Origin of the sequence: Psychrobacter sp. APC 3426, assembly GCF_030408035.1 — a bacterium.
Classification (GTDB): Bacteria; Pseudomonadota; Gammaproteobacteria; order Pseudomonadales; family Moraxellaceae; genus Psychrobacter.
The window spans coordinates 1-26,818 of record NZ_JASDCF010000036.1 but is presented as its reverse complement, the minus strand read 5'-3'; the positions used below and the strand labels follow the sequence as shown (position 1 = coordinate 26,818).

At 43.1% G+C, this 26,818-nt stretch carries 23 protein-coding genes; 9 read left to right on the top strand and 14 right to left on the bottom strand.

Translation table 11 applies throughout. The features are described 5' to 3' along the window. Positions 1-162: 162 nt before the first annotated feature. The 4 genes from QL919_RS13145 to queC all read right to left on the bottom strand — a co-directional run bounded on the left by QL919_RS13145 (position 163) and on the right by queC (position 3,905). Positions 163-1,698, bottom strand: coding sequence for a dihydrolipoyl dehydrogenase (locus tag QL919_RS13145; RefSeq protein WP_290189933.1), 1,536 nt, complete (start codon positions 1,696-1,698; stop codon positions 163-165). Between the two features lie 77 nt (positions 1,699-1,775). Continuing rightward, positions 1,776-2,273, bottom strand: a complete 498-nt coding sequence (locus QL919_RS13140; protein ID WP_290189932.1) for a peroxiredoxin — start codon at positions 2,271-2,273, stop codon at positions 1,776-1,778. Positions 2,274-2,602: 329 nt separating this feature from the next. After that, positions 2,603-2,932, bottom strand: coding sequence for a hypothetical protein (locus QL919_RS13135; RefSeq protein ID WP_290189931.1), 330 nt, complete (start codon positions 2,930-2,932; stop codon positions 2,603-2,605). Positions 2,933-3,188: 256 nt separating this feature from the next. Then, entirely contained in the window at positions 3,189-3,905 is a 717-nt protein-coding gene (gene queC, locus QL919_RS13130) for a 7-cyano-7-deazaguanine synthase QueC (RefSeq protein WP_290189934.1), read from the bottom strand. A 340-nt stretch (positions 3,906-4,245) separates the two neighbouring features. Between queC and ttcA the strand changes: the two genes are divergently transcribed. Further along, entirely contained in the window at positions 4,246-5,361 is a 1,116-nt protein-coding gene (gene ttcA, locus QL919_RS13125; RefSeq protein WP_290189930.1) for a tRNA 2-thiocytidine(32) synthetase TtcA, read from the top strand. Positions 5,362-5,495: 134 nt separating this feature from the next. Here the strand turns inward: ttcA and QL919_RS13120 are convergent, their stop codons facing one another. The 6 genes from QL919_RS13120 to ccoN form a co-directional block, all read right to left on the bottom strand. Further along, complete coding sequence (locus tag QL919_RS13120; RefSeq protein WP_290189929.1) at positions 5,496-6,077, bottom strand: FixH family protein; 582 nt, start codon at positions 6,075-6,077, stop codon at positions 5,496-5,498. Between the two features lie 220 nt (positions 6,078-6,297). Next, entirely contained in the window at positions 6,298-7,707 is a 1,410-nt protein-coding gene (ccoG, locus tag QL919_RS13115) for a cytochrome c oxidase accessory protein CcoG (protein ID WP_290189928.1), read from the bottom strand. 436 nt (positions 7,708-8,143) lie between these two features. Further along, the gene (ccoP, locus tag QL919_RS13110) at positions 8,144-9,277 is read right to left on the bottom strand and encodes a cytochrome-c oxidase, cbb3-type subunit III (RefSeq protein ID WP_290189927.1); all 1,134 of its coding nucleotides are present in this window, start codon (positions 9,275-9,277) and stop codon (positions 8,144-8,146) included. Beyond that, on the bottom strand, positions 9,274-9,456 hold the full coding sequence (locus QL919_RS13105; protein WP_010199605.1) for a CcoQ/FixQ family Cbb3-type cytochrome c oxidase assembly chaperone: 183 nt from the start codon (positions 9,454-9,456) through the stop codon (positions 9,274-9,276). The genes ccoP and QL919_RS13105 overlap by 4 nt, the downstream gene beginning before the upstream one ends. Continuing rightward, a complete protein-coding gene (gene ccoO / locus QL919_RS13100) occupies positions 9,456-10,094 on the bottom strand; it encodes a cytochrome-c oxidase, cbb3-type subunit II (protein WP_290189926.1) in 639 nt (212 codons plus the stop codon). The genes QL919_RS13105 and ccoO overlap by 1 nt, the downstream gene beginning before the upstream one ends. 9 nt (positions 10,095-10,103) lie before the next feature. After that, positions 10,104-11,585: a cytochrome-c oxidase, cbb3-type subunit I gene (gene ccoN / locus QL919_RS13095; RefSeq protein ID WP_290189925.1), complete on the bottom strand. Its 1,482-nt coding sequence runs from the start codon at positions 11,583-11,585 to the stop codon at positions 10,104-10,106. Between the two features lie 884 nt (positions 11,586-12,469). Here ccoN and QL919_RS13090 point away from each other — a divergent pair. After that, positions 12,470-12,859, top strand: a complete 390-nt coding sequence (locus QL919_RS13090; protein ID WP_290189924.1) for an SCP2 sterol-binding domain-containing protein — start codon at positions 12,470-12,472, stop codon at positions 12,857-12,859. A 174-nt stretch (positions 12,860-13,033) separates the two neighbouring features. On the opposite strand, the gene QL919_RS13085 is transcribed toward QL919_RS13090, so the two are convergent. Beyond that, complete coding sequence (locus QL919_RS13085) at positions 13,034-14,008, bottom strand: hypothetical protein (protein ID WP_290189923.1); 975 nt, start codon at positions 14,006-14,008, stop codon at positions 13,034-13,036. Between the two features lie 459 nt (positions 14,009-14,467). Between QL919_RS13085 and QL919_RS13080 the strand changes: the two genes are divergently transcribed. The 3 genes from QL919_RS13080 to QL919_RS13070 all read left to right on the top strand — a co-directional run bounded on the left by QL919_RS13080 (position 14,468) and on the right by QL919_RS13070 (position 16,894). Beyond that, positions 14,468-15,703 (top strand): lipoprotein-releasing ABC transporter permease subunit, encoded by a 1,236-nt coding sequence (locus QL919_RS13080; protein WP_290189922.1) that lies wholly within the window; start codon positions 14,468-14,470, stop codon positions 15,701-15,703. 138 nt (positions 15,704-15,841) lie between these two features. Beyond that, the gene (gene lolD / locus QL919_RS13075) at positions 15,842-16,522 is read left to right on the top strand and encodes a lipoprotein-releasing ABC transporter ATP-binding protein LolD (RefSeq protein ID WP_290189921.1); all 681 of its coding nucleotides are present in this window, start codon (positions 15,842-15,844) and stop codon (positions 16,520-16,522) included. Positions 16,523-16,585: 63 nt separating this feature from the next. Further along, complete coding sequence (locus QL919_RS13070; protein WP_290189920.1) at positions 16,586-16,894, top strand: hypothetical protein; 309 nt, start codon at positions 16,586-16,588, stop codon at positions 16,892-16,894. Between the two features lie 77 nt (positions 16,895-16,971). Here QL919_RS13070 and QL919_RS13065 read toward each other — a convergent pair whose 3' ends face one another. Beyond that, a complete protein-coding gene (locus QL919_RS13065) occupies positions 16,972-17,547 on the bottom strand; it encodes a DUF2062 domain-containing protein (protein WP_290189919.1) in 576 nt (191 codons plus the stop codon). A gap of 321 nt (positions 17,548-17,868) precedes the next feature. On the opposite strand from QL919_RS13065, the gene QL919_RS13060 reads away from it, so the two are divergent. The 4 genes from QL919_RS13060 (at position 17,869) to QL919_RS13045 (ending at position 24,135) form a co-directional block, all read left to right on the top strand. Next, the gene (locus QL919_RS13060) at positions 17,869-20,880 is read left to right on the top strand and encodes a ComEC/Rec2 family competence protein (RefSeq protein ID WP_290189918.1); all 3,012 of its coding nucleotides are present in this window, start codon (positions 17,869-17,871) and stop codon (positions 20,878-20,880) included. A 275-nt stretch (positions 20,881-21,155) separates the two neighbouring features. Next, on the top strand, positions 21,156-22,205 hold the full coding sequence (gene sppA / locus QL919_RS13055; RefSeq protein WP_290189917.1) for a signal peptide peptidase SppA: 1,050 nt from the start codon (positions 21,156-21,158) through the stop codon (positions 22,203-22,205). Positions 22,206-22,313: 108 nt separating this feature from the next. Further along, the gene (locus QL919_RS13050; protein WP_290189916.1) at positions 22,314-23,210 is read left to right on the top strand and encodes an alpha/beta hydrolase; all 897 of its coding nucleotides are present in this window, start codon (positions 22,314-22,316) and stop codon (positions 23,208-23,210) included. A gap of 106 nt (positions 23,211-23,316) precedes the next feature. Then, a complete protein-coding gene (locus tag QL919_RS13045; RefSeq protein WP_290189915.1) occupies positions 23,317-24,135 on the top strand; it encodes a CPBP family intramembrane glutamic endopeptidase in 819 nt (272 codons plus the stop codon). A gap of 39 nt (positions 24,136-24,174) precedes the next feature. Here the strand turns inward: QL919_RS13045 and dusA are convergent, their stop codons facing one another. Together dusA and QL919_RS13035 are read right to left on the bottom strand one after the other, a co-directional pair. Beyond that, complete coding sequence (dusA, locus tag QL919_RS13040; protein WP_290189914.1) at positions 24,175-25,146, bottom strand: tRNA dihydrouridine(20/20a) synthase DusA; 972 nt, start codon at positions 25,144-25,146, stop codon at positions 24,175-24,177. Between the two features lie 62 nt (positions 25,147-25,208). Next, entirely contained in the window at positions 25,209-26,510 is a 1,302-nt protein-coding gene (locus QL919_RS13035; RefSeq protein WP_290189913.1) for an MFS transporter, read from the bottom strand. Positions 26,511-26,818: the final 308 nt, after the last annotated feature.

Sequence of the window (26,818 nt, the reverse complement as noted above, 5' to 3'; positions counted from 1 at the left end):
AAACTGGGACTGTGACAGTCGGGGCAATTGATCTGTATTTGTGTCTTCATAACCTCAAATATATCATCTTGCTTTGACTGTCACCCTCCCTTTATTACTCCAGCATACTTTTTGATACACCACCAAAAAATTCTATCTGAGACACACTGTCTAAAAACTATTCTAAAAGCTGTCTTCCTGCGTGTCGCTATATTGATAAGGTATCTTCATTTTATGTTGCACGTCGCGTAGAGCGGTCCGCAAACCTTCTAATATTGTAGGATGATAAAAAGGTGTATCAAGCATGTCTTTGATATTCAAGTCATTGGTAATCGCGGTTGCCAAAATATGACCGATGTATTCGGCATCCGGACCCACCATGCTAGCACCTAAGATTCTATCGGTTTTTTTGCAGCCATAAATATGTAACAAGCCACAGTTGACACCCATCACGCGACTGCGACCTTGATTATCAAAGCTGACACTGCCAATGACGTATTCTAAATCTGAATCTTGCTGAATCTCTGGTAGAGACATACCGACATTGACGATTTGCGGTGCAGTAAACACGATAGAAAAAGGAATCGCAGGCGGACGTATATAGGCATCTTTTTGATTGCCACAAATCATATTACCAGCACTGTATCCTTCATCGCTGGCCACATGTAACAAAGGGATATTTGCATTGGCATCACCAACGATATAGATATTTAGGTCACCAATCTGACCAGTTTTTTTACTTAGGTTTTTTGGACGGTTTTTTTTATCAAGCTCGACACCTAAGTTCTCAATGCCCAGCTGCTTTACCGTATTGCGCCGCCCGGTAGCGACGAGCACGTATTCACCTTGCCACTGGCGTGTCTCGCCTGCACTGTCTTCATAATCAATAAATGCTGTTGAATTTTTAGTGCCTGAATGGTCTTTGGCTGCTGCATTTTTGGTATTGTCTGTAGTAGCTACATGAGTACCTACATTGTTAATGGTGCTGCCTAGATGCATTGTTAACTCACGACTCAGGCAGTCAATGGCTTTATCACTAATGTCGTCGTCTTTTAAGCCAGCGACGCGTTTGACACGGTTGAATAAAGTGACATCGACACCTAAGCGAGTGAAGGCTTGTGCCAGCTCTAGACCAATGGCGCCAGCACCAACCACGGCCAGTGATTTTGGCAAGTCAGTTAGCTCAAAAACAGAATCAGAGGTTATCATGGTATCGCCAAGCTTCTGGGCCCAACCATCTGGAATGAATGTCGAGCTACCCGTAGCGACGATGATTTTATCAGCTTCTATTAACTCATCATTCACCTCAATGAGTCCTTGTTTATTGATATGAGCACGGCCGTCTATTTTTTTATCCTCAGGCCATCCTTCGACCTGCTTTTTGACATAGCTGGCAAAATGACTACGTTCTTCACGGACACGCTCCATCACTCGTTTACCATCGATTTGAGCAGTAGCATGAATACCAAAGTCTGCAGAGTGATTGGTCTCGTGCGCACGATCGGCCGCTGCAATTAATAGCTTGCTTGGCATACAACCAACTTGGATACAGGTTGTTGTCCAAAATCCATCATTGATGATGATAACGTCATCATTGGTTTTGCTTGCTTGACGAAAGGCATTTTGACCGGCAGTGCCTGCACCGATTACGGCAACAGAGACTTTGCGAGTGACTTTGTTCTCAGTATTGTCAGTATGAGTATCAGACTGTTTATTCATATTATTTTCAAGTTATTAGGGGATTGTTATTTATTATATGCGTTATATTTCACGTCATCTAATACCTCAGTCAATACTTAAGGCTTTAACGTTTCAAGCAAACGCTCGGTATAACCTTTGGCGCGCAAGTTACGCTGAGCATGGGTCAATGTGCCTGTTTTATCAAATACAAATGCTGAGCGCACCAAACCTAACGTTATCTTACCGTACATGTTTTTTTCTTTAATGACGTCAAAATACTGGCAAAGTTTTTCGTCAGCATCACTGATTAATGAGATGTGTAAGTCATGCTTGGTGATGAATTTTTCATGAGATTCAACGCTATCACGTGAGACACCGACAATATCGTAGCCCAAGTCATCAAATTCGTTAAGATGAGCAGTAAACTCTGTCGCTTGGGTGGTACAACCTGGCGTATTGTCTTTTGGATAAAAATACAAAATCAGCCCTTTGTCAGTATTGGCGACCATTTCTTGTAGGTTAATCTCATCATGAAGGAAGTGGCCGTCCAGCGCTCTTACAATAGTCACTGGAAAGTCAGGTAGGCTGATGTTTTCTGTGGTTGGCTTTGCCATTATAAAATCCTTATTCGTTTTTGTTTATGTAGGTTTTTGTCTATATAGTCAATTAAAAATAAAACTGCTATAGATTTAGACGCGCTACTGGTATAAATTTTACTTGCGTGCTGCGCTCCCAGAGGCTGCGCAAAATTCATCCCAGTTGCGCTATGTCACTTTTAAAGTGTATTAACTATAGTGTATCGACTACAGATTGATAATATATTCTGTTTTCTTATTATAGGCAGATTAGCAGAAATTAATAATCAGTTTTACACTTTGCCTATTCATCGTCAACAAAAAAGACTGGTAATGACCAGTCTTTTATATATTGAGCAAGTGTTAGATTAAGCAGGTTTTTGTGGCTGCTTTAGGTCTAAGCCAACCGTACATTGTTGCAAATCTTTTTGCATTTTTTTGACATAAGGTAGGCTTGAAGGGTCTTTTTTATCTTTGGCGTAGCTCTCAATTTCCCACATCTGGCCGATGGTCATATTGCTACGGACACCAATGGTGCAATTACATAGCTTGGTGGCATCGCTCTTGTTAGCAACTTTATATTTGACCGCACCATTGACGCAAGTGTTGATATTGTCTTGTTTAATATCAGTGGCGTTTGCTTGTGGTAGGGCAAAGATGGCAGCTAAGGCTAGGGGTAGTACTGGCAACAACTTCATAAGTATCCTCTTACAGATGGCGTCCGTTTTATAAACCTGATATTCACCGCAGTATGAAATCATTTATGGATTCATACGTCAATAAAGCGCTAGGCGTTGAATAGCATGATTTATGTCTTGTGATAAATGCAATCGCTCATACCATAGCAAGTATAGTAATTAAAATACAATGGCGACATGCTGTGTTAATGCAAGCGAATGTTTCGCCAATGTTGATTGCTATTATTCGCTCATATAAATTTAATGCTAGTGTTTATTAAGATTGATAATGGGTAGGGTCGTCAACGCCCGCCTGTGTGAACCCTTGACGACGTAGCGCACAGCTATCGCAAACGCCGCAAGCCAACCCATTAGCATCTGCTTGATAACAAGAAATCGTCTGCCCGTAATCGACACCTAAAGACAAGCCAAGCTCAATGGTTTTGGCTTTTGATAACTGCTGTAATGGGGTTTGAATAGAGAGGTGGTGACCTGTAACCCCAGCTTTGGTGGCAAGGTTGGCCATGTGCTCAAAGGCGGCAATATACTCTGGACGACAATCGGGATATCCAGAATAGTCCACTGAGCTGACACCGATGACGATATGGTTGGCATCAGTGACTTCGGCCACGGCCAGCGCATAAGACAAGAAAATGGTATTACGCGCGGGTACATAAGTATTGGGAATGGCGTCGTTATCAATCTCATCGCGCTTTTTATTAGGGAATTTATCGGTATCACCGTCAGGGACAATCATACTGTGATCAGTCAATGAAGAGCCGCCAAGTTGAGCGATATCGATATCAATAATACGATGATTGACCCCTGCGGTTTCAGCGATGGTTTTCGCTGCGACAAGCTCGCTATTATGCCGTTGACCATAATTAAAACTGACCGCCGTTACAGAGGCGTAGCGCGCCTTTGCCCAATACAAACAGGTCACCGAATCAAGCCCGCCTGATAGAAGCACGACGGCATTTTGGGTTTTGTGAATGGCATTTAAGGTATCATTGGCTGCTTGATTGTTTGGTGGCTGTTGCGGAGTAACGTCAGTCATAATGATGTCTACTATTGGTTCACGAAATGCTTTACGCAAAACGGCTATTTTAGCAAAAATACGACCATTACAGAAACGTAAAGGTGTTTTTTGCCCGTTTAGATATTTTTGGACTGAAGTGAGGACACACGCTAGCATTTAGCCTGATAAATTAATGTCATCTTTTCAATCTGTTAGCAAAATTTGTTATAATCGCTGCTTTTCACGCATTGATGCTAAGGCTTCCTTGCTAAGTGATTTATAGCACTATAAACCCTGTAAAGATATTGAGTAACTTATGACCGTAGCGACCATGTTTACGCCAAATACCATGCCTGAGCTTGATGATACGTCAGCTGATTTAACCTTAGATGCTTACGATTTAGACAGCGAACAAGACAGCATAGAGTCTGATGATACCGTTGCACCAACAGAGCCCACACAAACGGCAGAGTTTCGTAAACTACAAAAAAAGCTGCGCCGCCAAGTATCTTGGGCGATTCGTGACTTCAATATGATTGAAGATGGCGATGTGGTGATGGTTTGCGTGTCAGGTGGTAAGGACAGTTATACATTGCTTGATATTTTGCTACTCCTCAAGCGTATTGCCCCGATTAGCTTTGATATCGTTGCCGTTAATTTGGATCAAAAGCAGCCAGGCTATCCTGAGGATATTTTGCCAGCTTATCTAAACGAGCAGGGCATTGCTCACTATATCTTAGAAAAAGACACGTATAGCATTGTCAAAAGCGTGGTACCAGAAGGTAAGACTTATTGCTCTGCATGTTCACGCCTACGTCGCGGCTCTTTATATGGCTTTGCCAAACAGATTGGCGCTACCAAAATTGCATTGGGTCATCATCGTGATGATATGCTCGCGACCTTCTTCTTAAACTTATTTCATGGCGGCGCGCTTAAATCTATGCCACCGAAACTGCTCAGCGATGACAAGCAAAACCTGCTTATTCGTCCGCTTGCCTACGTCGAAGAAAAAGACATCATCGAGTATGCCAAACTAAAAGAATTTCCTATCATTCCTTGCAATTTATGTGGCAGTCAAACCAATTTGCAACGCGCGATTATCAATGACATGTTACGTGAGTGGGATGATGCGCACCCACAGCGCTTAGCATCTATCTTTAAAGCGATGCAAAACGTGGCTCCATCACAATTAGCAGATCGTGAATTGTTTGACTTTGAACGGTTAAGCCTTGATCGTGATGACAACGAACGGTTGTTTGAAGGAGACAATATCCAAGCGGGTCAGACTGAGAGCTTGGCTGAAATCGGCTTACCAGTATCGCCAAAAACGCAAACGTTCAATCCAAAATTTGCTAGTGAGCAGCGTACGGATACAGCGACAGAAAGCCATCGAGCCACACAGAAGATTCCAACGATCAATCCCGTTATTTGAATACTCGATCGTCTTATAGGATTAAGTGCTATTCGAAAAGCAGCACAAAAAGTCAAAAAAACCAGCGCATTATTATTTAATGGCTGGTTTTTTTGTTTTAAGACGTTGGTTGTGCGCCAAACGTGTTATATCAGCTAGCTTTCTGAAAAGACAGGTAGTGGGTCAAAACTCACCTCTGGGCGTGGTAGTTTTGCCACATCTTGCATGCGCCAATCATCCTTACCATCATTGCTTACTTGTAAGTAGTACTTGGCTTTTACTGGGTCAATATCTACATTCGCGCTGTATTTATTGGCTTCTTGGTGTTTTAGTACGACATCACGATCTTTCTTGATATCGGTCGCATGGGAGATAGACAGCGCCAGTGTATCAGGATAGGTGACAGGCTCACCGTTTAATAACTTGCCTGATTGTAAGCTTTGTTCTGGGTAGTTTAGATAAAATACAATATCGCCATTGTCAGCGAACTGCATCTGACCATGCAAGTCTAAATCATAAGTAAGCTTGTCACGTGATACGTCATGGTAGAGCGTTTTGCCATCCATATACCAGTCGTCACGTACCACACTGTCACGGATTTGATAAGAATAATAAACAAACCAGATGCAGGCAATAACGACCACAGCTGGCATGCCAATCACAAAGATAACCACCATGTAGTTCTTGTACCATGGCTGAGTATCTTGATGCTTAAAGTTCGGTGCTGGAGTAGACATAAAATACCTATTAAACAGATACTTATTTATAAAAATCTACTTATGAGATATCTATAAATGGTATCAACGGATAATCTGGCGGCTTAATGCTGCCAGTTTCATAATAAATCCCGCACTTGCTGGCTGCGTGCCAACAAGTGGGTTATATAGCAATCTTCCAGCCAGACTCTCAATAACATGACACTCTCATAAAAACGAAAAGCTGCATGAAGATTAAAAGCTACTGGCCTTGAGTGGTAAAGACGTTTTGCTTGCTGACATTATACTGACCATCTTCACTGCTTACATTTAAAGTGATGGGCGTTTGTCCAAACTCAATCACATCAGGATCACCATAGATACTGACGGGCATATCAAAGCTTTCACCGGCCTCTAACGGTACGTCATTGAAACGCAGCTCTAAGCTTAAGCCATCTTGTGGTGCAAGCGTTATCTTATAAGTGTGAGGCTCTTGTGTCTTATTAGTCAGTTTAACGATATAGCTGTTCTCAATCATGCCTTGCTGATTGACAGACGACAACTGGTTACGGTCACGACGAATATCAATCTCTAGCGGTACGCGGTCAGTCAGCGCATAGACCAAACCGCCACATAGTACAGTCAATAACGCTAAATAAGCGAAAAAGCGCGGGCGGAATACCCGGCTCGGCTCTTTCTCGACCAGTTGGCGTTCTGTCGTATAACGAATCAGCCCACGCGGGTAGCCAACTTTGTCCATAATCTCGTTACAAGCATCGACACAGGCGGCACACTGAATACAGGCAACTTGCAAACCATCACGGATATCGATACCAGTCGGGCAGACCTGCACACACATCTGACATTCGATACAGTCACCTAAATCTTCAGGATTGGTGCCTTTTTTACGCGCGCCGCGAGGCTCACCGCGCTCATAATCGTAAGAGACGATTAAGGTGTCTTTATCAAACATCACACTCTGGAAGCGCCCATAAGGACAGATTTGCACACACATCTGCTCACGCATATAGCCTGCATTGACGTAGGTTGAGAAGGCAAAAATAAATACCGATACCCATATCCACGTTGACCAATCAGGGAAGGGGATAACCCCTATCATTTGCCAGCTTTGATATAACGCCTCTGTACCCGATACATAACTGACAAAGGTCGTGGCGGTAATCATTGAGAACACAAACCAAATAAAATAGACCACTGAACGCTTAAAGACTTTTTTGGCACTCATGGGCTCTTTGTCGAACTTAATGCGCTTGTTACGATCGCCAATGACCAGCTTTTCGACATACTGAAACATATGCGTCCAAATGGTCTGTGGACAGGCATAACCACACCATACCCGTCCTGCATAGACGGTCACCATAAATAAGGTAAAAGCAGCAATAAGCGCAAAGGCGGCAATAAAGTAAAAATCTTGGGTCAAAAACGTCATACCAAAAATATAATAATGCTGCGATGGCACATCGAACCAGATTGCTTGCCTACCGTTATAGCGTAGCCACGGTAAAATCAAAAATAAAGCCAAAAATGCATACATACTGATTATGCGGATGTTTTGATAAAATCCGGTGACGAACCTGGGATGCACACGTTTCTTATTGGCGTTAAGATCGACTTCGACGACAGGGATTTTATTGGGTTGTTGTGCTGACATAAACGTGCCTCTTTAAAAAAAGAATCAGTCTGCTGGCATGATGAACAAACACCTTTAATAATAAGATGTATGAATGTGCGATGTTATCAATGTCAGTAAGTAGTGGAGAAGGGATTGTCTATAAAAGACGCTAATCCGTCTACCAAATGATCGATTGTAAATAGCTTGGTGAAAATCTGTAGCAATGCGCTAAACCAAAATAACGGTAGCGTTTTTTAGTGCCACTATTTTAGCATCCTCCCTACTATAAATGGGGGGATAATCTCAAAAAGCAATCAATATATAAGGGTAAATATGAGTGCACCAGTTGAATGCTAGATAATGCTATGTTAAATAAAACCTTTAATATCAATGTATAAAAAAAGGAGGAACTGCAATAACAGTCCTCCCTTTATAAAACTTATCCGTTAATAGTATAGCGACTGACTAAAGCATCTTAGTTAGTGGCTACTTCTGCCGTTGCTGCTTGAGGAGCTGGAGCAGCAGCCATAGTAGGTTTGGCAGTCTTGTCTGACAGTGAGTAAACATAAGCAGCAAGCAGCATAATACGCTCATTACCTAGTTTAGTCTGCCATTCAGGCATGACGCCAGCACGACCATAACGCAAGGTTTCGCGGATACTTTCACGATCACCACCATACAACCAAATATTATCAGTCAAATCTGGTGCGCCAGTAGAAATCATACCTTTAGCATCATTACCATGACACAGCACACAGTTGGTAGGCTCATTGAATATCACTTCACCTTGAGCAACTTGAGTTGGGTCAAGATCATAACCTTGCTGATTACCAGAGATAGATAGTACGTAATCAGACACTGCACGTATGCCATCTTCACCAATCTGATCACGCCATGCTGCCATACCACCAATTCGACCATTATGTAGCGTGGTCAAGATGTTTTCAGGTGCGCCACCATATAACCAATCATTGTCAGTCAAGTTAGGATAGCCTAAAGCACCTTTAGCATTTGAACCGTGACAAACAGCACAGTTCTGCAAGAACAAACGGCTACCAACTTTCAAGGCATTTGGATTTTCAGATAGCTTCTCAACATAAGGAGCAAGCTCTGCAACTTTTTGGTCGATTTGCGTCTGCAAGTCAGCTGGCGGATTTTCACTACGACGCATGGTCGCTTGCATGTCAGCAAGAGACGCTAGCGTCGTTGTTGCACCGCTGGCATCTGCTTTAGCCAAAATGTTTTGTTCAAAGTTATCCGTGAATACCTTGTTGTTACTCTCAAGCTCGCTATAAAGCTCGTTTTTAGAGGTCCACGGTACTGTTTCGCCATCGACTTCTACGGTCGCAAGTCCGTCCCAATGTTTAGGGAATATAGCTGGAAAGAAAATCCAATAAGCTATTGCCCAAACAATAGAACCAAAGAATATCACTAACCACCATTTAGGCAACGGTTTGTCATACTCTTTAATACCGTCATAGGCGTGGCCTGTGGTACCGTCTTCTTCTAGTTCTGGTTTGTACTTCAATACCATCAGTAAGACACCAAGAATACCTGCCCAACACATGATACTTAGTATGGTAATCCAAGAACTCCAAAAAAATGTCATCGTTTATCCTTATTGCGCTGCTCTTCAGACAGAGACTTAATATCCTCGTCATCAAGCGCAAGTTGTGCATCTTCTTCGAAGCGTTTTTTGTTTTTTGGCGAATACGCCCACCATGCAACACCTACGAAGGCAACAAAGGCAGAAACGGTCGCAATTGTTTGTAATTCACCAATACCCATTAGCGCTGTCCTTCCATCGCGGTGCCTAACTGTTGTAGATAGGCAACAAGAGCATCAAGCTCAGTGGCACCAAGAACAGCATCGGGAGCTCCTTCGATATCTTCTTCAGTATAAGGAACACCGAAGCGATCGCGGAATAGACGCATTTTCGTTTGAACGTTTGACCCATTGACTTCGTTGGTTGCAAGCCAAGGGAAACCAGGCATAACTGATTCAGGTACCAACGACTGAGGATTGATCAGATGCTGCTTTTGCCAATCTTCAGAGTAGCGTCCACCAACACGTGCCAAATCTGGTCCAGTACGTTTTGAGCCCCATAAGAATGGGTGATCCCACGTTGACTCAGCAGCACGTGAGTAAGGTCCGTAACGTTCAACTTCAGCACGTAGAGGACGAATCATTTGGGTATGACAAACGTGACAGCCTTCACGAATATAGATGTCACGACCTTCGAACTCTAGTGCAGTCCATGGCTCCATAGAAGGAAGGGGAGCGTTCACCCCACCTTCTTCAGGACCCTTGTTATCATAAATAAGTGGTACGATTTCAACTAGCGTTGCAAAGCTAATAGCAATAACGATACCGATGACCAACAAGCCTGTATTTTTTTCAATAATTTCATGCGGTGTACCAGCCATGATCGCTCCTTATACGTTAGCTGTCGAGGGTTTTTCGACACTAGGTTCATGATCCGTTGGATCAGCGACATCTACAGGCTTACCTTCTGGCATCTTGAATGTTTTATAACAGTTGTAAGCCATCACAAACATACCCGACACATACAATAGGCCACCAAAAGCACGACCAATGTATGGGAAATGCGAGAATTCAACAGTATCAACGAAGCTATATACCAAAGTACCATCTGGGTTGGTAGCAAGCCACATCATGCCTTGACCAATGCCCGAGATCCACATAGATACGATGTAGAAGATTGTCCCTGCAGTCGCTAGCCAAAAATGCGTAGTGATTAAGCTGATTGAGTACATTTTTGGTTTGTTATAAATACGAGGTAATAGTACATATAGCGAACCAATAGTAATCATACCTACCCAGCCAAGCGCACCTGAGTGTACGTGACCTACTGTCCAGTCAGTGTTATGCGATAAGGCGTTCACCGTCTTAATAGACATCATTGGGCCTTCGAACGTCGACATCGCATAGAATGACAATGCCACAATCATAAAGCGAATGATTGGATCGGTACGCAGCTTATCCCAACTACCTGATAGCGTTAGTACACCGTTAATCATACCACCCCAAGATGGTGCGAATAGGATGATAGAGAAGACCATTGCTAAAGACTGCGTCCAATCTGGAAGCGCTGAATAATGCAGATGGTGACCACCAGCCCACATATATGAAGCAATCAATGCCCAAAAGTGAACGATAGACAAACGGTAAGAATAAATAGGACGACCAATCTGTACTGGAACGAAGTAATACATCATTCCAAGGAAAGCTGCCGTTAGATAAAAACCTACCGCGTTATGTCCGTACCACCACTGCACCATGGCATCAGTTGCACCGCCAAACAGCGAGTAAGATTTGAACGCGCTAACAGGAATCGCCATGCTGTTTACGATATGTAGTAGTGCAATCGTAATAATAAAAGCTGCAAAGAACCAGTTAGCCACATAAATATGTGAGGTTTTACGTTTGATTAGCGTACCGAAGAAAACGATGGCATAAGAGATCCATACCAATGCAATCAAAATATCGATAGGCCACTCAAGCTCAGCGTATTCCTTGGTTGATGTTAAACCTAAAGGAAGGGTAATAACGGCTGCTACGATAACCGCTTGCCAACCCCAAAAGGTAAACCAAGCCAGATAAGGCGCAAATAACCTTGTCTTACACGTACGCTGGACAATATAGTAAGACGTTGCGAACAGGGCAGAGCCACCGAACGCAAAAATGACCGCATTGGTATGTAGCGGTCTTAGACGACTGAAGGTCAGCCATGGAATGTCAAAGTTTAGTGCTGGCCATGCTAACTGTGAAGCAATGAACACACCAATACTCATGCCGACGATGCCCCATACCACGGCCATTATCGTAAAAAATCTTACGACAGTAATTTCGTACTCACGGTCCACTGGGGCGACTGCTGTGTTTTGTAAACTCATTGGATGATTCCTTTACAGCCCGAATTATCAACAGAATTAACTAACTCTCCGCGCTACCTGCATCATAAAAATAGAGCCAGATAGTAAGTGCGGTACATGCTGTTTTTTGGCTCGCTTATCGCCATTACACTATTAACTATCAATCTAGGCTTTCGCTATAACAGCTCATCGATAGTAGGATTGTTAAGAGCGGTCTAGGTAAATAAGCGTATGCGCCGTGTCTGAGCATCAAACATCTAATGAGGCTAAGTATTTATCTTAATTATTACCAAAATCTGTACTAATGAAGATAGATACCAATATCCATAGATCATATAAAAACACGTTGACCATAGACGTATGCTAGCGGCGGCTGACAAAAAAACATGTTTACGTAATGTTTAGTTAAAACTCCCGACTCTGTTTAAGGGTATTGTAACGCAATCCTAATTAAATATCATCAGAACTATGCGCCAAAATACAAACTCTTTGGTAAAAATCTTAGCGAACAACTTATTATCACTATGTTGTCTGGCTATTTTATACTCAATTTTGCCACTATTCTAGGGAGGTCTTTTGCTAGAAAAGTGGCAGTTTTTATGGATAGTAAACAATTCATTGCTAAATGTAGGGATAAGATTGCCAGTCTTTTTGTAACAATTGCTGCACATGTGCTCTAAATAGGTTTTACTTATCATCGAATCGCCCCTTATAATGAGGCTGAACATAACCGGTAACAGCGTATTTTGTACGCACGCTATCAACAGCGCTTTTATAAGAGGGTATTTAACTCAGTGATACTCAATTGAATGATATCGACATCACTGGTTGGTATCCAATCAGGCTAGGGTGGTAGAGGGTTTCACCGCACTTAAGCTAATCTAATATTCATTAAGGATAATAACATGGCAGTTTTTTTGACAGATGAGTGGTTTGAGCAAGTTGAACAGATGGGTCAGGAAGCGGGTGAGCTAAACTTACCGCCAGCACTATCAAACATGGTCGTCAATTTAAAAGTATCTGACGCTGACAAAGACATCGAAGCCAATTTCGCTAATGGTCTATTACATCGTGGTTTGAGCAGTGATGCGACCACAACATTGCTATTAGACCGTGCGATTCTGCAATCTATCATCACTGATTTTGATACCAACGAAATCATGGGTGCATTTATGAGCGGCAAAATTCGTGTTGAAGGCGATATGTCACAGTTGATGGCAGTACAAACGGCTCGTCCAAGCGCTGAGCAAAAAGAGCTGTATAGTAGTATCAAGTCAATGACGACAATGGCTTAATCTTATACTGAGTGGTTTGTACTCAAGCCATTGATATACAATTAACTCAGATACACAAAAGCCCCTAATTACTTAGGGGCTTTTTATTTGCTCAAACATTCAACTGTCATAACAGCGAGACAATCATCAGTTTACTGGATTAGAGTCTTGTTTCATTAGATTGCATCGATTTTATTAGCTGGCTTTAGATTGCTTGGCTGCCTCTTGCTGGTTTTCTTTGTAGATGGCGGCTTGCAACCAAACGTTCGCCTGTACATAGTCGTGGACGTTGATTGATGCGGTCTCGGCAGTGTTGAGCGCACCGATACGTACCACGAAAGGGTCTGCATCTTGCTCACGCAATATCACCACATCAAACAGGATGATAGATTTACCATTAAAAACGGTGTCCTGCTTGCCTAGCACCTGACCTTGACACCACGCTTCATCTTCCTGCCCCAAGGTATCGCCGAACAGATAGGCGCACATATGACCCAGATTAATCTCAACGGGTGCCATTTGTTCTTTGGTTTCAGGTTTCCACACGCTGATTTGTTCTTGTAAATCGTCTGGGATTTTTCCATCATTGGCGGCAACGATGTCATTAAAAGCACGATGGTAACGAATAGATTCTTCATCTTCTACCATGATAACTTCGTTTTGTTGGCTTAGCTTAATCTCATGTGCCCAAGCGCTAAAATTCACAAAATAAGCGGTGTCTTGTTGGTATAAATGACGGTTGGGCGTATAAAGCTGGTCAAAGGCATAGATGATACTGCCATCAGACGTACGCAGGCGCAGGACAGCATCGTGTGAATTGTCATTGGCGATGATACGCTCAATTTTACAATTCAACCCATAAGGGCTATCGACACAAGGATAGGCGTTGATGAAGCATTCAGGCTTACCGTCTTTCATCGCTAGTACTTGATTGATATGGCATGGCTGATCTTCAGATAATAGTAAGCAGCTGTCTTGAGCGCTCACATTGCTATTGAGGCCTTTAGGCATAGCGGCCTGCTCAATCATCTTTTGTAGCCATTCTGGGACGTCATTACTCATGTCGTCCGTCAAAATGCGCCAATGATCGGCATGACCGGCAGATTGCTCGTCGGTCAACGCGATTTTGGTAGGAGATTGAATGTTTTTATATTGATAATTAATGGTCATGGAATTACTCAAAATTAAGTCAGCATGAGGTTTGGACCGAAAGCGACGATTGGTTATGTATCATCCCATATTTCACAAAATTGGTTTATGATAGATAGCCATGTCATGAGCGAAGGGTCAACAAACAACAATGAGGGGTTAATGACAATTGTCCTTAGCATACAATATATAGGTATTGACGCAAGTAATAGCAAGCCCCTCATAAAAAATAATAACAAAACCCAGTTTTTTATCAAAAAACCCGTTCAGTTTTCGCTAATGACTGGCACATATAAGACAAATTGTGTCAAACTAGCTCCCTTTTGACAGCTGCGTATGGCTTGTCTGAAACCCTGTTTTTTTGTTCGATTTATATGTGGGAGGGTCGGTGTCAGTATAAATATAAAATACGATACCTGTGCCGCTACTCGTTTGACTACCTATATAGAGTCGCACGTAGATAAGATAAAGAGTTTGAATATGTTTCGTCCTTTAGCGTTATTTATCGGCTTACGATACACCCGAGCAGAGCGTAGTAATGGCTTCATCTCCTTCATATCGCTAATCTCAATGATTGGTTTGACGCTTGGGGTTGCCGTATTGATTACGGTGCTATCGGTGATGAATGGTTTTGATCGCGAGCTAAAAACCCGCATTTTGGGGATGGTGCCACAAGCGACGGTGGTCTCTTCTGAAATTATTGGTGACTGGCAGCAATTGGCAGGTCAGATTAAAGAAGATCCAGAAGTTGCCGCTGTTGCGCCATTTATCCAGTTGCAAGGAATGCTGACATCTAATGGTCAGGTTGCAGGGATAATGGTCACAGGTGTTGAACCTGAGTACGAAAAAAATGTTTCTATCATCAATGAAAGTATGATTGAAGGGAATATTGATACCTTACAAAGCGGTGAATTCAACATTGTTTTGGGTGAAGAGATGGTGCAATCGCTTGGTCTACAGTTAGGCGATAAGGTGACTTTGGTATTGCCAGAGGCATCGCCATCACCTGCTGGTGTGATTCCGCGATTTAAGCGTTTTACCTTGACAGGTATCTTTACCATTAGCCCAGAAGTCGACAGTTTGATGGCCTTTATTCCTATGGGCGATGCGGCAAAGCTATTGCGTTTACCAGAAGGTGCACAGGGCGTACGCATGAAACTCGATGATATCTTTCAGGCACCAATGGCGGCGCAAAAAGCGGCCGCTATAGATCCTGAAAAGTTATATCCTAGTGATTGGACACAGACGCACGGTAATTTGTTTGGCGCCATTCAAATGGAAAAAGCCATGGTAGGCTTGCTGTTGTTTTTAATCATTCTAGTCGCGGCTTTTAATATCGTCTCAAGCCTCGTTATGTTGGTCACGGATAAAAAAGCTGATATTGCGATTTTAAAAACCTTTGGTGCCTCACCGCGTTTGATTACCCAAGTCTTTATGGTACAAGGCGTGGTCATTGGTGTGATAGGAACCATCGCTGGTACGATATTGGGCGTTATATTTGCGCTAACGGTCAGTGATATTTTAGGCTTTATTAATCAAAGCTTTGGTCTAAATCTGTTCGATGCTTATTTTATTAATTACCTACCATCACAACTGCGTGTCACTGATGTGGTGCTGATTACCGGTGCATCATTTGTGCTGAGCTTTTTGGCGACTATTTATCCAGCACGCCGTGCGGCGAAGATTCAGCCAGCACAAACGCTACGTTATGAGTAGTCTGTGATTAGGCGACATAACGGCATATTGTGATTAGCGTCTATTAAAGATACGGTAGGTGTAATAAAAATAGATGCTGACGCTTATAACTCGTTCATAGAGTATCAATACCAGTATAAATAAAATAAAGGAAACACCATGTCTGCCATTTTAGAGGCAAAAAACATCAATAAGATATATGATGAAGGGGCAGTCAGTACGCAGGTATTGACTGGCTTAGATTTGACAGTGCATGCTGGCGAGCGCATCGCCATCGTTGGTACCAGTGGCTCTGGTAAAAGTACATTGCTGCATTTGCTCGGAGGCCTTGATACGCCTAGCAGTGGGGAGGTCTGGTTACATGGTAAATTGTTAAATAACATGAACGAAACTGAACGCGGTGCGATGCGTAATAAATATTTAGGGTTCATTTATCAGTTTCATCATCTATTAGCAGAGTTCACCGCGATTGAGAACGTCGCGATGCCGCTATTGATGCGCCCAAAAGTATCGACGACTGAAGCCAGAGATCAGGCAATTGCCATCTTAGAAAGCGTTGGTCTTGAGCATCGTTTGGCACACAGACCGGGTGAGCTATCAGGTGGTGAGCGTCAGCGTGTGGCGATTGCTCGTGCACTAGTCACCAAGCCATCCCTTATATTAGCAGATGAGCCGACAGGTAACTTGGATTACGATAACGCTCAAAGTGTCTTTGGGCTATTATCTGAGCTTCAGAGCACCATGCGGACAGCCCTGCTTATGGTGACACATGACCGTAATTTGGCGGCGTTGGCAGATCGTCAGCTCTTGCTACGCAATGGGCATTGGGAAGATTACTAAACGTATACTTTTATGGATAAGAGGGCATTGGTTGCCTTATCCATTTTTTCAAAGGTAAATATCATGAACAAAGACGATGACCCAATCGCTGCCTTTGGCAGTATTGAAGAGGGCAATGAGCCGCTACAACCTTATATCGATCCTACGTTGTTTGAGACCCTCGATAGACAAGCACAAATAGAGCTACTAACGCCTGTGTTTGATGCGATTACTTTGGCTGGTGTGGACTATGATTTAAAAGTTCAGGACAGTGCGACGGGTAAGCGCTATACGCTATTTAAAAACGAAGAGATTATTGAAATCATACCAATGGACAGTGGCTTTACGGATACTATTATTGACGCGATAGAGAACAGCAAAGAAGATGAATAATCTGGTCTAACTATACCTATGCCTATATCTGTGATGAAACAAGCTAAATAGGCTTTGGTTTATATCTGTGGCTTACATTAAGACTTAGGCGTTTTATCATCAGCTCTTTGTTGGCGCTTTTGCCAACTAACGACAGTTTTATAGCGCCAAATGGCTTTAAATGTCAGTCCACAGATTATGCTACTAACAATCGCTAATATCGTCAGCCCTAGACAAAATGCAGCGATAGAGACAGTGCCTTTATAGGTAATAAAAGGGTTGGCGCCATCTGATAAAGCCCACAAACTAAAATCAGCAATCATTCGCCCGATTAGTCGTAAGCTAATCATCGGCACGTCCATAATTTTGGCACCGATATAATAGCCTGCGTAAAATATCGGTAGGCTGGTAAGTGGGTTAGTAATCCAAGTGAGACCAAGCGCCATAGGAACATTGGCACGGAAAATCAGCGAGCCAATCAATGCTAGTAGCATCTGTCCTGGCAATGGAAAAAACGCACTGAGCACACCAATGTAGACTGCTTTATTTAGGCTATGACGATTAAAGTGCCATAAGCGTGGATCAGCCAAATGTGGGGCGAACAATTTTAAGGTGCGACTTTCTAGGATTTTCTCTGGTGTAGGGAGTAGGTCTTTTAGACGTTTTTGGGGCACAGGATTGCCTTTAATCGTTAACTGCAGCCCGCTCAATCGTATTGATGGGCTGATATAAAGTTATGGTAATAATAAAAAAATAGGCTGAAAATTTTCATTGAAGATATAGGATAATGATGTCAGATCACCATCATCGCAATATGTCTGATTAGTATAGGGTAATAGTCATATAAATGCTATTGCGTGACGTGTCAGTCGGCATAGTTGAAGTGGTTTGCAGTAAAAAATAAAAAGTCTTTTTATCACTTTATAAGGCTGTGATAGTAAACTTACTTTATTGAGTGGTATTTTAGTATTCAGACCATCAAGCAAGGAGTGCTGGTGTACTGGTTGATTGGCAGTTTAATTATTATCGCTATGATGGGCGTGTTGGCGGTCGCAGGCAGTATGCCGATACCGACTGACTTGTTGTCTATAAATAGTAGTAGCGCGCCAATCTTGCCCTTAGTGCTGATACTGCTTAGTTTTATCCTAATGGCTGTTGCCAGTTATAATATACCTGCTGTCACAGACAGTCACCCATCAAATAATCTCTCTCATAGACCCAATCACAAACATAAACGCTTCTTTCATCTTTTTAGGTATGTGTTAGTTGTTATATTGGCAATTGGGCTGATTGTTGCTAGTGCGCTGCAAGCATTGGTCAGCCACCAACAGGCCGAGTCTACAGAAATCACTGAAAGTATGCGCGTGCAAGCACTGGTTACTATTGAAGGAATCAGTGATAGCGTCTACGATGTTGCCTCAAATAGCGGCTATCGACAAGTGGCGACGATCAGCCGCATATCTCCATTGGTGTCCGAGCTGTCAGCTCAAGAATTGAATAAACAAGCTGCTAAATATGTAGCAGATAATAAAAATAGCCTAAGCAAAAATAATCCATATGATGATATTAATAAAGCTAATGGCATAGGGAGTAAGCATCGTATTTTACTGAGTGCTTATCCAAAACGTACAACTAAAAAGCAATTGAGCAGTAGCAATCTCACCAGTCTAAATGACCTACAGCCTGGCGATCAGCTGTGGATGAGTTTGACACTGGCACCACTGGCTACTTCTGAGCAGGCGGTAAACAATCCATCTGGTTTTGACAGCTATCGCTGGTTACGAGGTCGTCATATCGATGGGGTAGCGACTATATTGGCGACTAGCGAATCGACTGTTTTCAACGTAGCGTCACCAACATCAACGTCTTCCTCTCACTCTTACCTTAAACGCTTTCGTACGCGCATTGATCAAGGACGTTGGCAATTACGGCAGCATTTTCATCAGGATTGGGGGACGCAGAGTATAGCCGAGCAACAAGCGAAAGCTGTCACCTTAAGCTTATTAACTGGCGATCGCAGTCTTATCAATCGTGATACCAAGGATTTGTATCAATTGGCTGGTATTTCGCACTTGCTGGCTATTTCAGGCACCCACGTATTGTTTTTGGCCATTATGTTAGCGGGCACAGTGATACTGCTGTTCAATCGTTTTTATACAGCAGCGTATCGCCATATGCCGCGTTGGCAAATACGTTGGTGGGTAATGATTGGCGCTGCTTTTATTTATGCGTTATTTACAGGGTTTGATGTGCCTGCCGCGCGCACTGCTTGGATGCTGTTAGCGGTAGGTTTGGTACGCTTAACGCTGTTGCCAGTTAGCACTATGCGTGTGCTATTGGCGCTGGCAGTGCTGATGGCATGGCACGATCCTTATGTATTGTGGCAAGCAGGGTACTGGTTGTCATTTATCGCAGTCGCACTATTACTCAAGTATGATGACGGCTCATATAAACACCATGAGTCAGCCGCGTCAGAGCCAATACTCGTATCAAAATCGCTAGGACTCGCTCACAGCACCCAGACAAAAAATGTCGTGTGGACACAAGCTTGGATAATAGCCAAGCGTGTATTCAAGCTACAGTTTTGGCTTTTTATCACGCTATTGCCCATTACCTTACTATTATTTGGCAAGGCATCACTGTGGGGACTTATCGTCAACTTATTTGCCATTGGATTGTTTGGATGGGTCATTGTGCCGCTGAACCTATTGGCAGGTCTGTGTTATCTTTTTTCACCGACTGTCGCTGATGCTATCTGGGCATTGGTCAGTGCTATCGTCGCAGCCTTACACAAGCTGATTCATTGGCTGACGTCATTACCGGTGTTATCTGAAGCGTGGCTTTATACTCCCATCAACATGGCAATAGTGCTGATGATGTTACTCAGCATCTTGCCTTGGCTATTACCACGAGGGTTTATCAGTCGCTGGCTAACATTGCCACCTTTGACACTACTCATGATGACGGTATATGCCAATCAACAGTCATTAACGACGATACCGACTCTCTATATCTTGCCGACAGGTGACCAGTATATAAGTGCCAGCTTGTTAAAGTATCCCATTACGAACAACGATGGTGCTAGTGAAGATAGTGTCAGTTGGCTGTTTTTGGCTGACCACCGACCGAAAGGTTCAAGAACAATGGCCACTAGTCTAACCGTAAATGTACTGTCCGCGACTTTAGAGCAGCAATTGGGCAGCTTATCAGTTGATAACGTAGAGGGCATCATAGTACAGAGTAGCAGTGCGGTTTTAAGTGACACACTCAATAAGAACAATAAGCAAAATATGTTTCAAGCAAATGCGTCTGAATTATTGCCCATGACAGTGTTACAGCTAAATCAGCATCTGCCTATTGGCCAGTACTGGCAAGCGGGGCGCAGCGATAGATGGTCTACCCTGCAAAAATCATATCAAACAGTCAGCAAATCTAACAACGTGTCGACTATCAGTGCGCAACGTTGCGAGCAGGGCAAAAAATGGCAACTAGATGCACATTTATCGATACAGGCAATGACAGGGTGGAGTAAGATAAACGATGCAAGCATTTGGGATTGCTCGGTGGCGATTGATACAGAGTCGCCTATAAAAATAGTAAAATATAATGCCGCTGCGCCACTGAAGTCATCAGCTGCTACCGTCCAATCATTAACAGCAGGCTCCCATCATATTCAACCACTGGGTCATAAAACGTTAGGAAACCAAGCGCCAGATACTGAAACACTGAAAATAAAAGCACCGGAATTCCAAGCAAAAAATGCAAAAAAACAAAGCTATCAATCTGAGACATCGCACTCACGCATCATTCTGAGTGCCGATACACATCAGCGCGTGTGGCAGATGTGGTCACTGTTATGTTCTGACGACAGTATAGGTTTTATTCATAGTACCTGGCTTGGTCATAGCGCATCGCATACCACTGCTGATATAATCAGTCAGCAAAGAGTCAATGATATCGTCACTCATGATGATAAGCCATTAGAGGTGGCGTTCACTATCGATTAAATAGCTTGAGCGACTTTGTCTTCAAATAAAAAATCTTCTCGTGCTGTATCTTTTTAACACTAGTATTGATATCGCACCTCAAAAATAGCGCTTATATTGCTAGCGTTACAATATAGTGATATTTCACAGTTATACTATTGTACCCTGATGGAAATACCACCATACTTATCAGCCTATTACTATAGGTGAGTATTGAAGCATTTGGTGTGAAAATCAGCGCTTTACTTACTTTGTTTTTTATCTCGTTTTAGAGTGTTTCTGAATTAGGAAGTTATATGCCCAACTGGCCACCAAACCCTAACAAACGTCCTGACAATTCGTCAAATGAGCCTGTGCAGCAGCCAAGCCAGCCGAGCGGACAAGAATGGCGATTGTTAGAAAACACCCTATTGGCGAGTGTGGTTGAGCAACGCCGCGCCCGTCGTTGGGGTATCTTTTTTAAATTATTGACCTTTGGTTATATTTTATTGATATTTTTGACATTAGGCCGTGGTTGCAGCAGCAAAGCCCCAACGGGTCTAGAGGGTGTTGATACCAGTAAGCCGCATTTGGCCGTGGTTGAGCTGCAAGGTGTCATCAGTAGTGGCGATGTGGCCAATGCTTATGATGTCAATGAAGCCTTGACTCGTGCCTTTGAAAACAAAAATTCAAAAGCCATCGCGCTAGACATCAACTCTCCTGGTGGCTCCCCAGTACAGTCTGATGAGATTTGGCAAACAATGATGGACTTGCGTCAAGAATATCCAGACAAAAAACTCTATGCTGTCATCGGTGATGTCGGTGCCTCAGGCGCTTATTATATTGCTTCTGCAGCAGATGAGATTTATGTCAATCCATCAAGTTTGGTGGGTTCTATCGGTGTGATTATGCCAAGCTATAATATCGAAGGCTTAATGGACAAAGTCGGTGTAGAAGACCGCACCATTACCGCGGGTGAATACAAAGATATTTTAAGCTTGTCACGCCCATTGACTGATTATGAAGAAAACCATGTCGAAAAAGTACTGGCAAATACGCATAAGCACTTCATTAATGCAGTGAAGGAAGGTCGCGGCGACCGTTTGAAAAATCCTGAGCAAAACAAATTGTTCTCAGGGTTGTTTTGGACAGGTGAGCAGTCTATCGAGCTCGGCTTAGCAGACAAGAAAGGTAGCATCGCAAGTTTAGAGAAGCAGTTAGAGCTTGAAAATGTCGTTAACTATAGCCCAACAGATCCGTTCCAATTATTCATGGATCGCTTTGCTGTTAAGCTGGGCGCAGGCGTTGGGTCAAGTATCAACCTTGATGTCTTACCGCAAGAAAACGGCAATGCGCAGATGCGTTAAACGCTTTATGTTTTAGATTTTCGGTGTATGATTGTTAAGGCTGAGCGTATCCATATGCTCAGCCTTAATTGTATGTCGCATTTGATAATAATCCAATGAGAGCCTGTTATGAGTGATGAAATCAATTTACAGACCTTTGCCGCTTTGCCTGTCTCGACTATAACCAATAAGCCTGTTCTGCACTTTGCTCATGCCAATGGTATGCCAAGCGCCGTGTATCAGCCTTTCTTTGAGGGGTTAGCAGAGTTTTTTACCATCGAATATATTGCGATGTTGGGAGACACGCCTGATTATCCAGTGGATGACCATTGGCGCAGTCTGACGCAACAAATCATCGATAGCGTAAAAAGCGCCTGTGATGAGCATGGTGTTAACCAAGTGGTGGCAGTGGGTCATTCGCTCGGAGCGATGTGTACTCTGCAGGCATTGTATCGGGCGCCAGAGTGTTTTTCTCAAGCAGTACTGATGGATCCGCCATGGATTTATGGTAAGACCAGTTTGATGTGGCATCTGGCAAAAACACTAGACAGATTGCCATTGATGAACAATCGCTTAATGGATGCATTGTCACCATCTGGAATATCGAAGCGTCGCCGTGATGTTTGGGACAGTCGAGCAGATGCCTATGAGAAGATGCGCCATAAAGGCCTTTTTAAGAATTTTGATGAGCGCAGTTTTCAAGGCTATATTGAGCATGGTTTGCATGAGCGTGCAGACGGCAAGGTGACATTGGCCATACCTAAAGCCAGTGAAGTGGCGGTATTCCGTACCAACCCATCTTGGTATTGGCTCGCACCCAATCGTGGTCCTAAGGTGCCAGTTACTTTGATTATCGGTGAAGAGAGTCTGTTTTTAAAACGTCGTTTTCCGCAGCAAGTTAAATCGCGACTGGGTATCTCTTATCAAACTCATGCAGGCGGTCACATGTTCCCACTTGAGCATCCAGAATCGGTCTCACAGCAAGTATTATCATTGATTAAACAACAACTAAAAGACAGCAATTAAAAAAATAGCTATGTAAAGACAAGAACTAAAAAGTAATGGCTAATGATTAGCTCTATGACCTAATAAATAGGTGAGTTGATATTCTGCCGTCTTAAGTGACCATATTATGCTAAAAAACTCTTCTACATCTTCACAAAATGATGCAGTGCCATCAGTCAAGCGTACGCCGTTGTTTTCACGCTTGGGTGCGGTTGTGCTGACGATAGTGATAGTGATAGCGTTTTTTATCAGCCAATTACTTGGGGTTTATGTCGCTGGTAAGCTTGTATTGCCGGCTGGTAAAAACTCGACGGCGGCTGATATTTTCTATTTTGGCAGTAATGATGGGACAGTCGTCAGTCTTTCTATCATCATTGGCTGTGTATTGTTAGTTGCTATTAGTGTGCTGATGATTCGTATCAGAGGTGGTGAGATACGCCACTATCTGGCAATAAAGCCATTTTCATTAGCAGTGGGTATGGGAATGCTCGGACTGCTATTGATATTTATGATAGGCAGTCAGATACTGACGTATTTATTAGGCGAGACACCATTGGTATTCGTCGATCCTTTATACCAATCTGTTAGCTCAGTGTGGCTATTGGTGTTTGCGATGGTGGTCATTGCGCCTTTTTATGAAGAGTTGATATTTCGCGGACTATTATGGTCAGCCATTGCCGAGCAGTTTGCCGATATCACGGATACCGATACCAAAGATTCATCACACTCACAGCTGCGCGGGGCAGTCGTTGCCAGTATCGTGACCAGTTTGATATTTGCCGTTATTCATGTGCAGTATGGTATCTATGAAATCAGCACCATTGTGGTGTTGGCATTGATATTTTGTTATGCACGTTTTAAATCAGGCTCGCTGCTGCTGCCGATACTACTACATACCATTAATAATGGCGTTGCTATGTGGCAGTATCTGGCGCAAGTTGCTTAAGCTTTTTGAGCTAATATACACAGTTCCATATTAGCTTAGTCACACATCAGGATTTAACGCCAAGACTTCATCGGCAGCATATCTAATGTCAGCTATCGTGAGCTCAGGCTTACCGCTCAAAGCCTGTCGCCATTTACGAGCACCCATCAGCCCTTGAAACAAACCTAAGTAATGTCGTGTCATCGTTGGCAGCGCTTCACCTTTAGCGATTTGTTCCTCTAGATAAGGATACAGCTGCGCTAAAATCTCTGAGCGCTTGGGAGCAGGCGCGCCCCATAAGCTATTGGCTTCCGCTAGCAAGTAAGGGTTGTGATAAAACGCCCGACCAATCATCACCCCATCTACGTGCTGCAAATGCGCTTCAATGTCAGCCACTGTATCGATACCACCATTAATCTCGATATCCAGTGCTGGAAAGTCTTGTTTGAGGCGGTAAACATCCTCGTAGCGTAACGGCGGGGTTTCACGGTTTTGTTTCGGACTAAGACCTTTTAACCATGCGGTACGCGCATGAACGATAAAACGTGTACACCCTGCAGCTGCCACTTTTTCTACAAAGTCCACCATAAACTCATAACTGTCAAAGTCATCAATACCAATACGATGTTTCACGGTTACGGGGATATCGACCGCTGCCTGCATGTGCTTGACCAAGTCTGCAACCGTCTCAGGCTCAGCCATCAGACAAGCCCCGATTTTATTATGTTGCACGCGATCTGATGGGCAGCCAACATTGATGTTGACTTCATCATAGCCATATTGCTGGGCAAACTCTGCGCACTGTGTCATTTCCCTATTGTCTGCACCACCAAGCTGCAACACCAAAGGATGCTCAAGGGTATCAAAGCGCAGGTGCCGATCGCGTTTGCCATGTATCAACGCGCCCGTACTAATCATCTCGGTATAAAGAAAAACGTGCGGATTAAAAAGCCGCGCAAAGTAACGATAGTCCGTCGTTGTCCAATCAATCATAGGGGCAACAGAAAGTCGTTTATTGCTCATATCAACCATAAATGTGAAGCCTTACTCTTTGAATATTTGGGTGTTTATAAATTTGTGTTGGTAGCTGAACGTTAAATAATGTGGTCAATTTTTTTGAATTCGGGCAAGTTATAAAAATAAAGACCAATGATAATACCGATAAAGCCGATAAATGCAATGTATAAAGCGGGGGAGAAGCTCACTAGTGTCGTGGCATAACCAAGTCCAAAGGGAATTGAGATACCAACAATACCATAGGTCACATTATAACAAAGCGCCATTCCAGTGAGGCGCACATTGGTTGGGAATAGCTGCACAAAGATGGCTGGCATCATACCGATAATACCCGCACAAAACCCTAATAGAGCGTACATGATTAGGATGTAATCGCCGCCTGCTTGCAAGTGATAAAAGAAAGCAAAAATCATAGCGATGAGTAAGACAGAGCCTGCAGCAAGCACTTTACCAAAATTCTGATAATTGGACACAATGCCATAAAATACACAGCCAAAAACCATAAATACAATGCCTAAGCTGTGTGAAAAACCAAACAAATCGGTGTCTAAATTAAAGCGCAACTTTATTAAATCTGGTAGTAAAATCACAATAACGCTGGTAATGCTAGAAATAATGAGTGTCAACATCATGCCAATAAATACGGCGTGCTTGCATTGCTTAAAAAGCAAGGAAAGCGGCTTTGCAACATAATCTTTCGGTCTGGTGTTCTTCATGACCATAAAGAAAGGCGTCTCTTTTACATATGGCCAAGCCAATAATGGCAGAAAGCTCAACACAGCGCCGACCAAGAATGGCAGCCGCCAACCATAGCCAGTGAGCTGGTCTGTGGTCATAACGTTAGACAGCCACATAAAGAACGCATTGGAGAATAAAACACCCACAAAAAAGCTGGCAGTCACATAACTACAGGCAACCGATAAATACTGACGTGGTACATGCTCAGCCACAAACGCCCAAGCCAGCGGGACATAAAGGCCAAACACCATCCCTTGTATAAGTCTCAATAAAATAAATAAGGCAGGTGCCAGCCATCCCAACTGTGCATAAGTCGGTAAGCAGGCCATTGCCAATAAGCTGAGCGCACTGACAAGCAGACTGATGAGCAGTATCGGTTTTCGACCATGGATATCACCGTAGCGACCAAGGATGACACCGCCGAATGGGCGCGCTAAGTAACCAATGGCAAAAAGTCCAAGCCCTTGTAATCGAGCAATATTGGGGTCGCTATTTACAGGGAAAAACGCAGTCGCCACAATATCTGAGATATATAAATAAATCAGAAAATCAAAAAAGGCGACGGCACTGCTAAAACAGATAAACAACACCATGTTTCTGTCTTTGGAAGACATCAGTGCATATTGAGAACGAGAAGGCATATTGAATCACGCATCCACACAGTAAAGTGGTCGTTAAGTCGGTCATCATTGAGGTAATCGACGTCATAGAAAGCGACAAATCAGTCTAGATAAAAGTGATTTGACAGAGCAGTAATATTAAGTTTTTTCAGGTTTAGAGCTTGTCACCTTTTACACTGTGAGGGATAAAATTTAGCCATTTTATAGCTAAGCACACCTAAAAGTGTTATAAATTAATTATCAAACCCAATTGTTATTATAAAGACCATGACTTACTCACTAGATTTTCGTATGCAAGTTCTTAAAAGCTTAGACGAGGGTATGACCTT

Bases quoted from the DNA above. Each gene is read 5' to 3' on its own strand.
- QL919_RS13145 (WP_290189933.1), bottom strand. From the start codon at position 1,698: ATGAATAAACAGTCTGATACTCATACTGACAATACTGAGAACAAAGTC.
- QL919_RS13140 (WP_290189932.1), bottom strand. From the start codon at position 2,273: ATGGCAAAGCCAACCACAGAAAACATCAGCCTACCTGACTTTCCAGTG.
- QL919_RS13135 (WP_290189931.1), bottom strand. From the start codon at position 2,932: ATGAAGTTGTTGCCAGTACTACCCCTAGCCTTAGCTGCCATCTTTGCC.
- ttcA (WP_290189930.1), top strand. From the start codon at position 4,246: ATGACCGTAGCGACCATGTTTACGCCAAATACCATGCCTGAGCTTGAT.
- QL919_RS13120 (WP_290189929.1), bottom strand. From the start codon at position 6,077: ATGTCTACTCCAGCACCGAACTTTAAGCATCAAGATACTCAGCCATGG.
- ccoG (WP_290189928.1), bottom strand. From the start codon at position 7,707: ATGTCAGCACAACAACCCAATAAAATCCCTGTCGTCGAAGTCGATCTT.
- ccoP (WP_290189927.1), bottom strand. From the start codon at position 9,277: ATGACATTTTTTTGGAGTTCTTGGATTACCATACTAAGTATCATGTGT.
- QL919_RS13105 (WP_010199605.1), bottom strand. From the start codon at position 9,456: ATGGGTATTGGTGAATTACAAACAATTGCGACCGTTTCTGCCTTTGTT.
- ccoO (WP_290189926.1), bottom strand. From the start codon at position 10,094: ATGGCTGGTACACCGCATGAAATTATTGAAAAAAATACAGGCTTGTTG.
- ccoN (WP_290189925.1), bottom strand. From the start codon at position 11,585: ATGAGTTTACAAAACACAGCAGTCGCCCCAGTGGACCGTGAGTACGAA.
- QL919_RS13090 (WP_290189924.1), top strand. From the start codon at position 12,470: ATGGCAGTTTTTTTGACAGATGAGTGGTTTGAGCAAGTTGAACAGATG.
- QL919_RS13085 (WP_290189923.1), bottom strand. From the start codon at position 14,008: ATGACCATTAATTATCAATATAAAAACATTCAATCTCCTACCAAAATC.
- QL919_RS13080 (WP_290189922.1), top strand. From the start codon at position 14,468: ATGTTTCGTCCTTTAGCGTTATTTATCGGCTTACGATACACCCGAGCA.
- lolD (WP_290189921.1), top strand. From the start codon at position 15,842: ATGTCTGCCATTTTAGAGGCAAAAAACATCAATAAGATATATGATGAA.
- QL919_RS13070 (WP_290189920.1), top strand. From the start codon at position 16,586: ATGAACAAAGACGATGACCCAATCGCTGCCTTTGGCAGTATTGAAGAG.
- sppA (WP_290189917.1), top strand. From the start codon at position 21,156: ATGCCCAACTGGCCACCAAACCCTAACAAACGTCCTGACAATTCGTCA.
- QL919_RS13050 (WP_290189916.1), top strand. From the start codon at position 22,314: ATGAGTGATGAAATCAATTTACAGACCTTTGCCGCTTTGCCTGTCTCG.
- QL919_RS13045 (WP_290189915.1), top strand. From the start codon at position 23,317: ATGCTAAAAAACTCTTCTACATCTTCACAAAATGATGCAGTGCCATCA.
- dusA (WP_290189914.1), bottom strand. From the start codon at position 25,146: ATGGTTGATATGAGCAATAAACGACTTTCTGTTGCCCCTATGATTGAT.
- QL919_RS13035 (WP_290189913.1), bottom strand. From the start codon at position 26,510: ATGCCTTCTCGTTCTCAATATGCACTGATGTCTTCCAAAGACAGAAAC.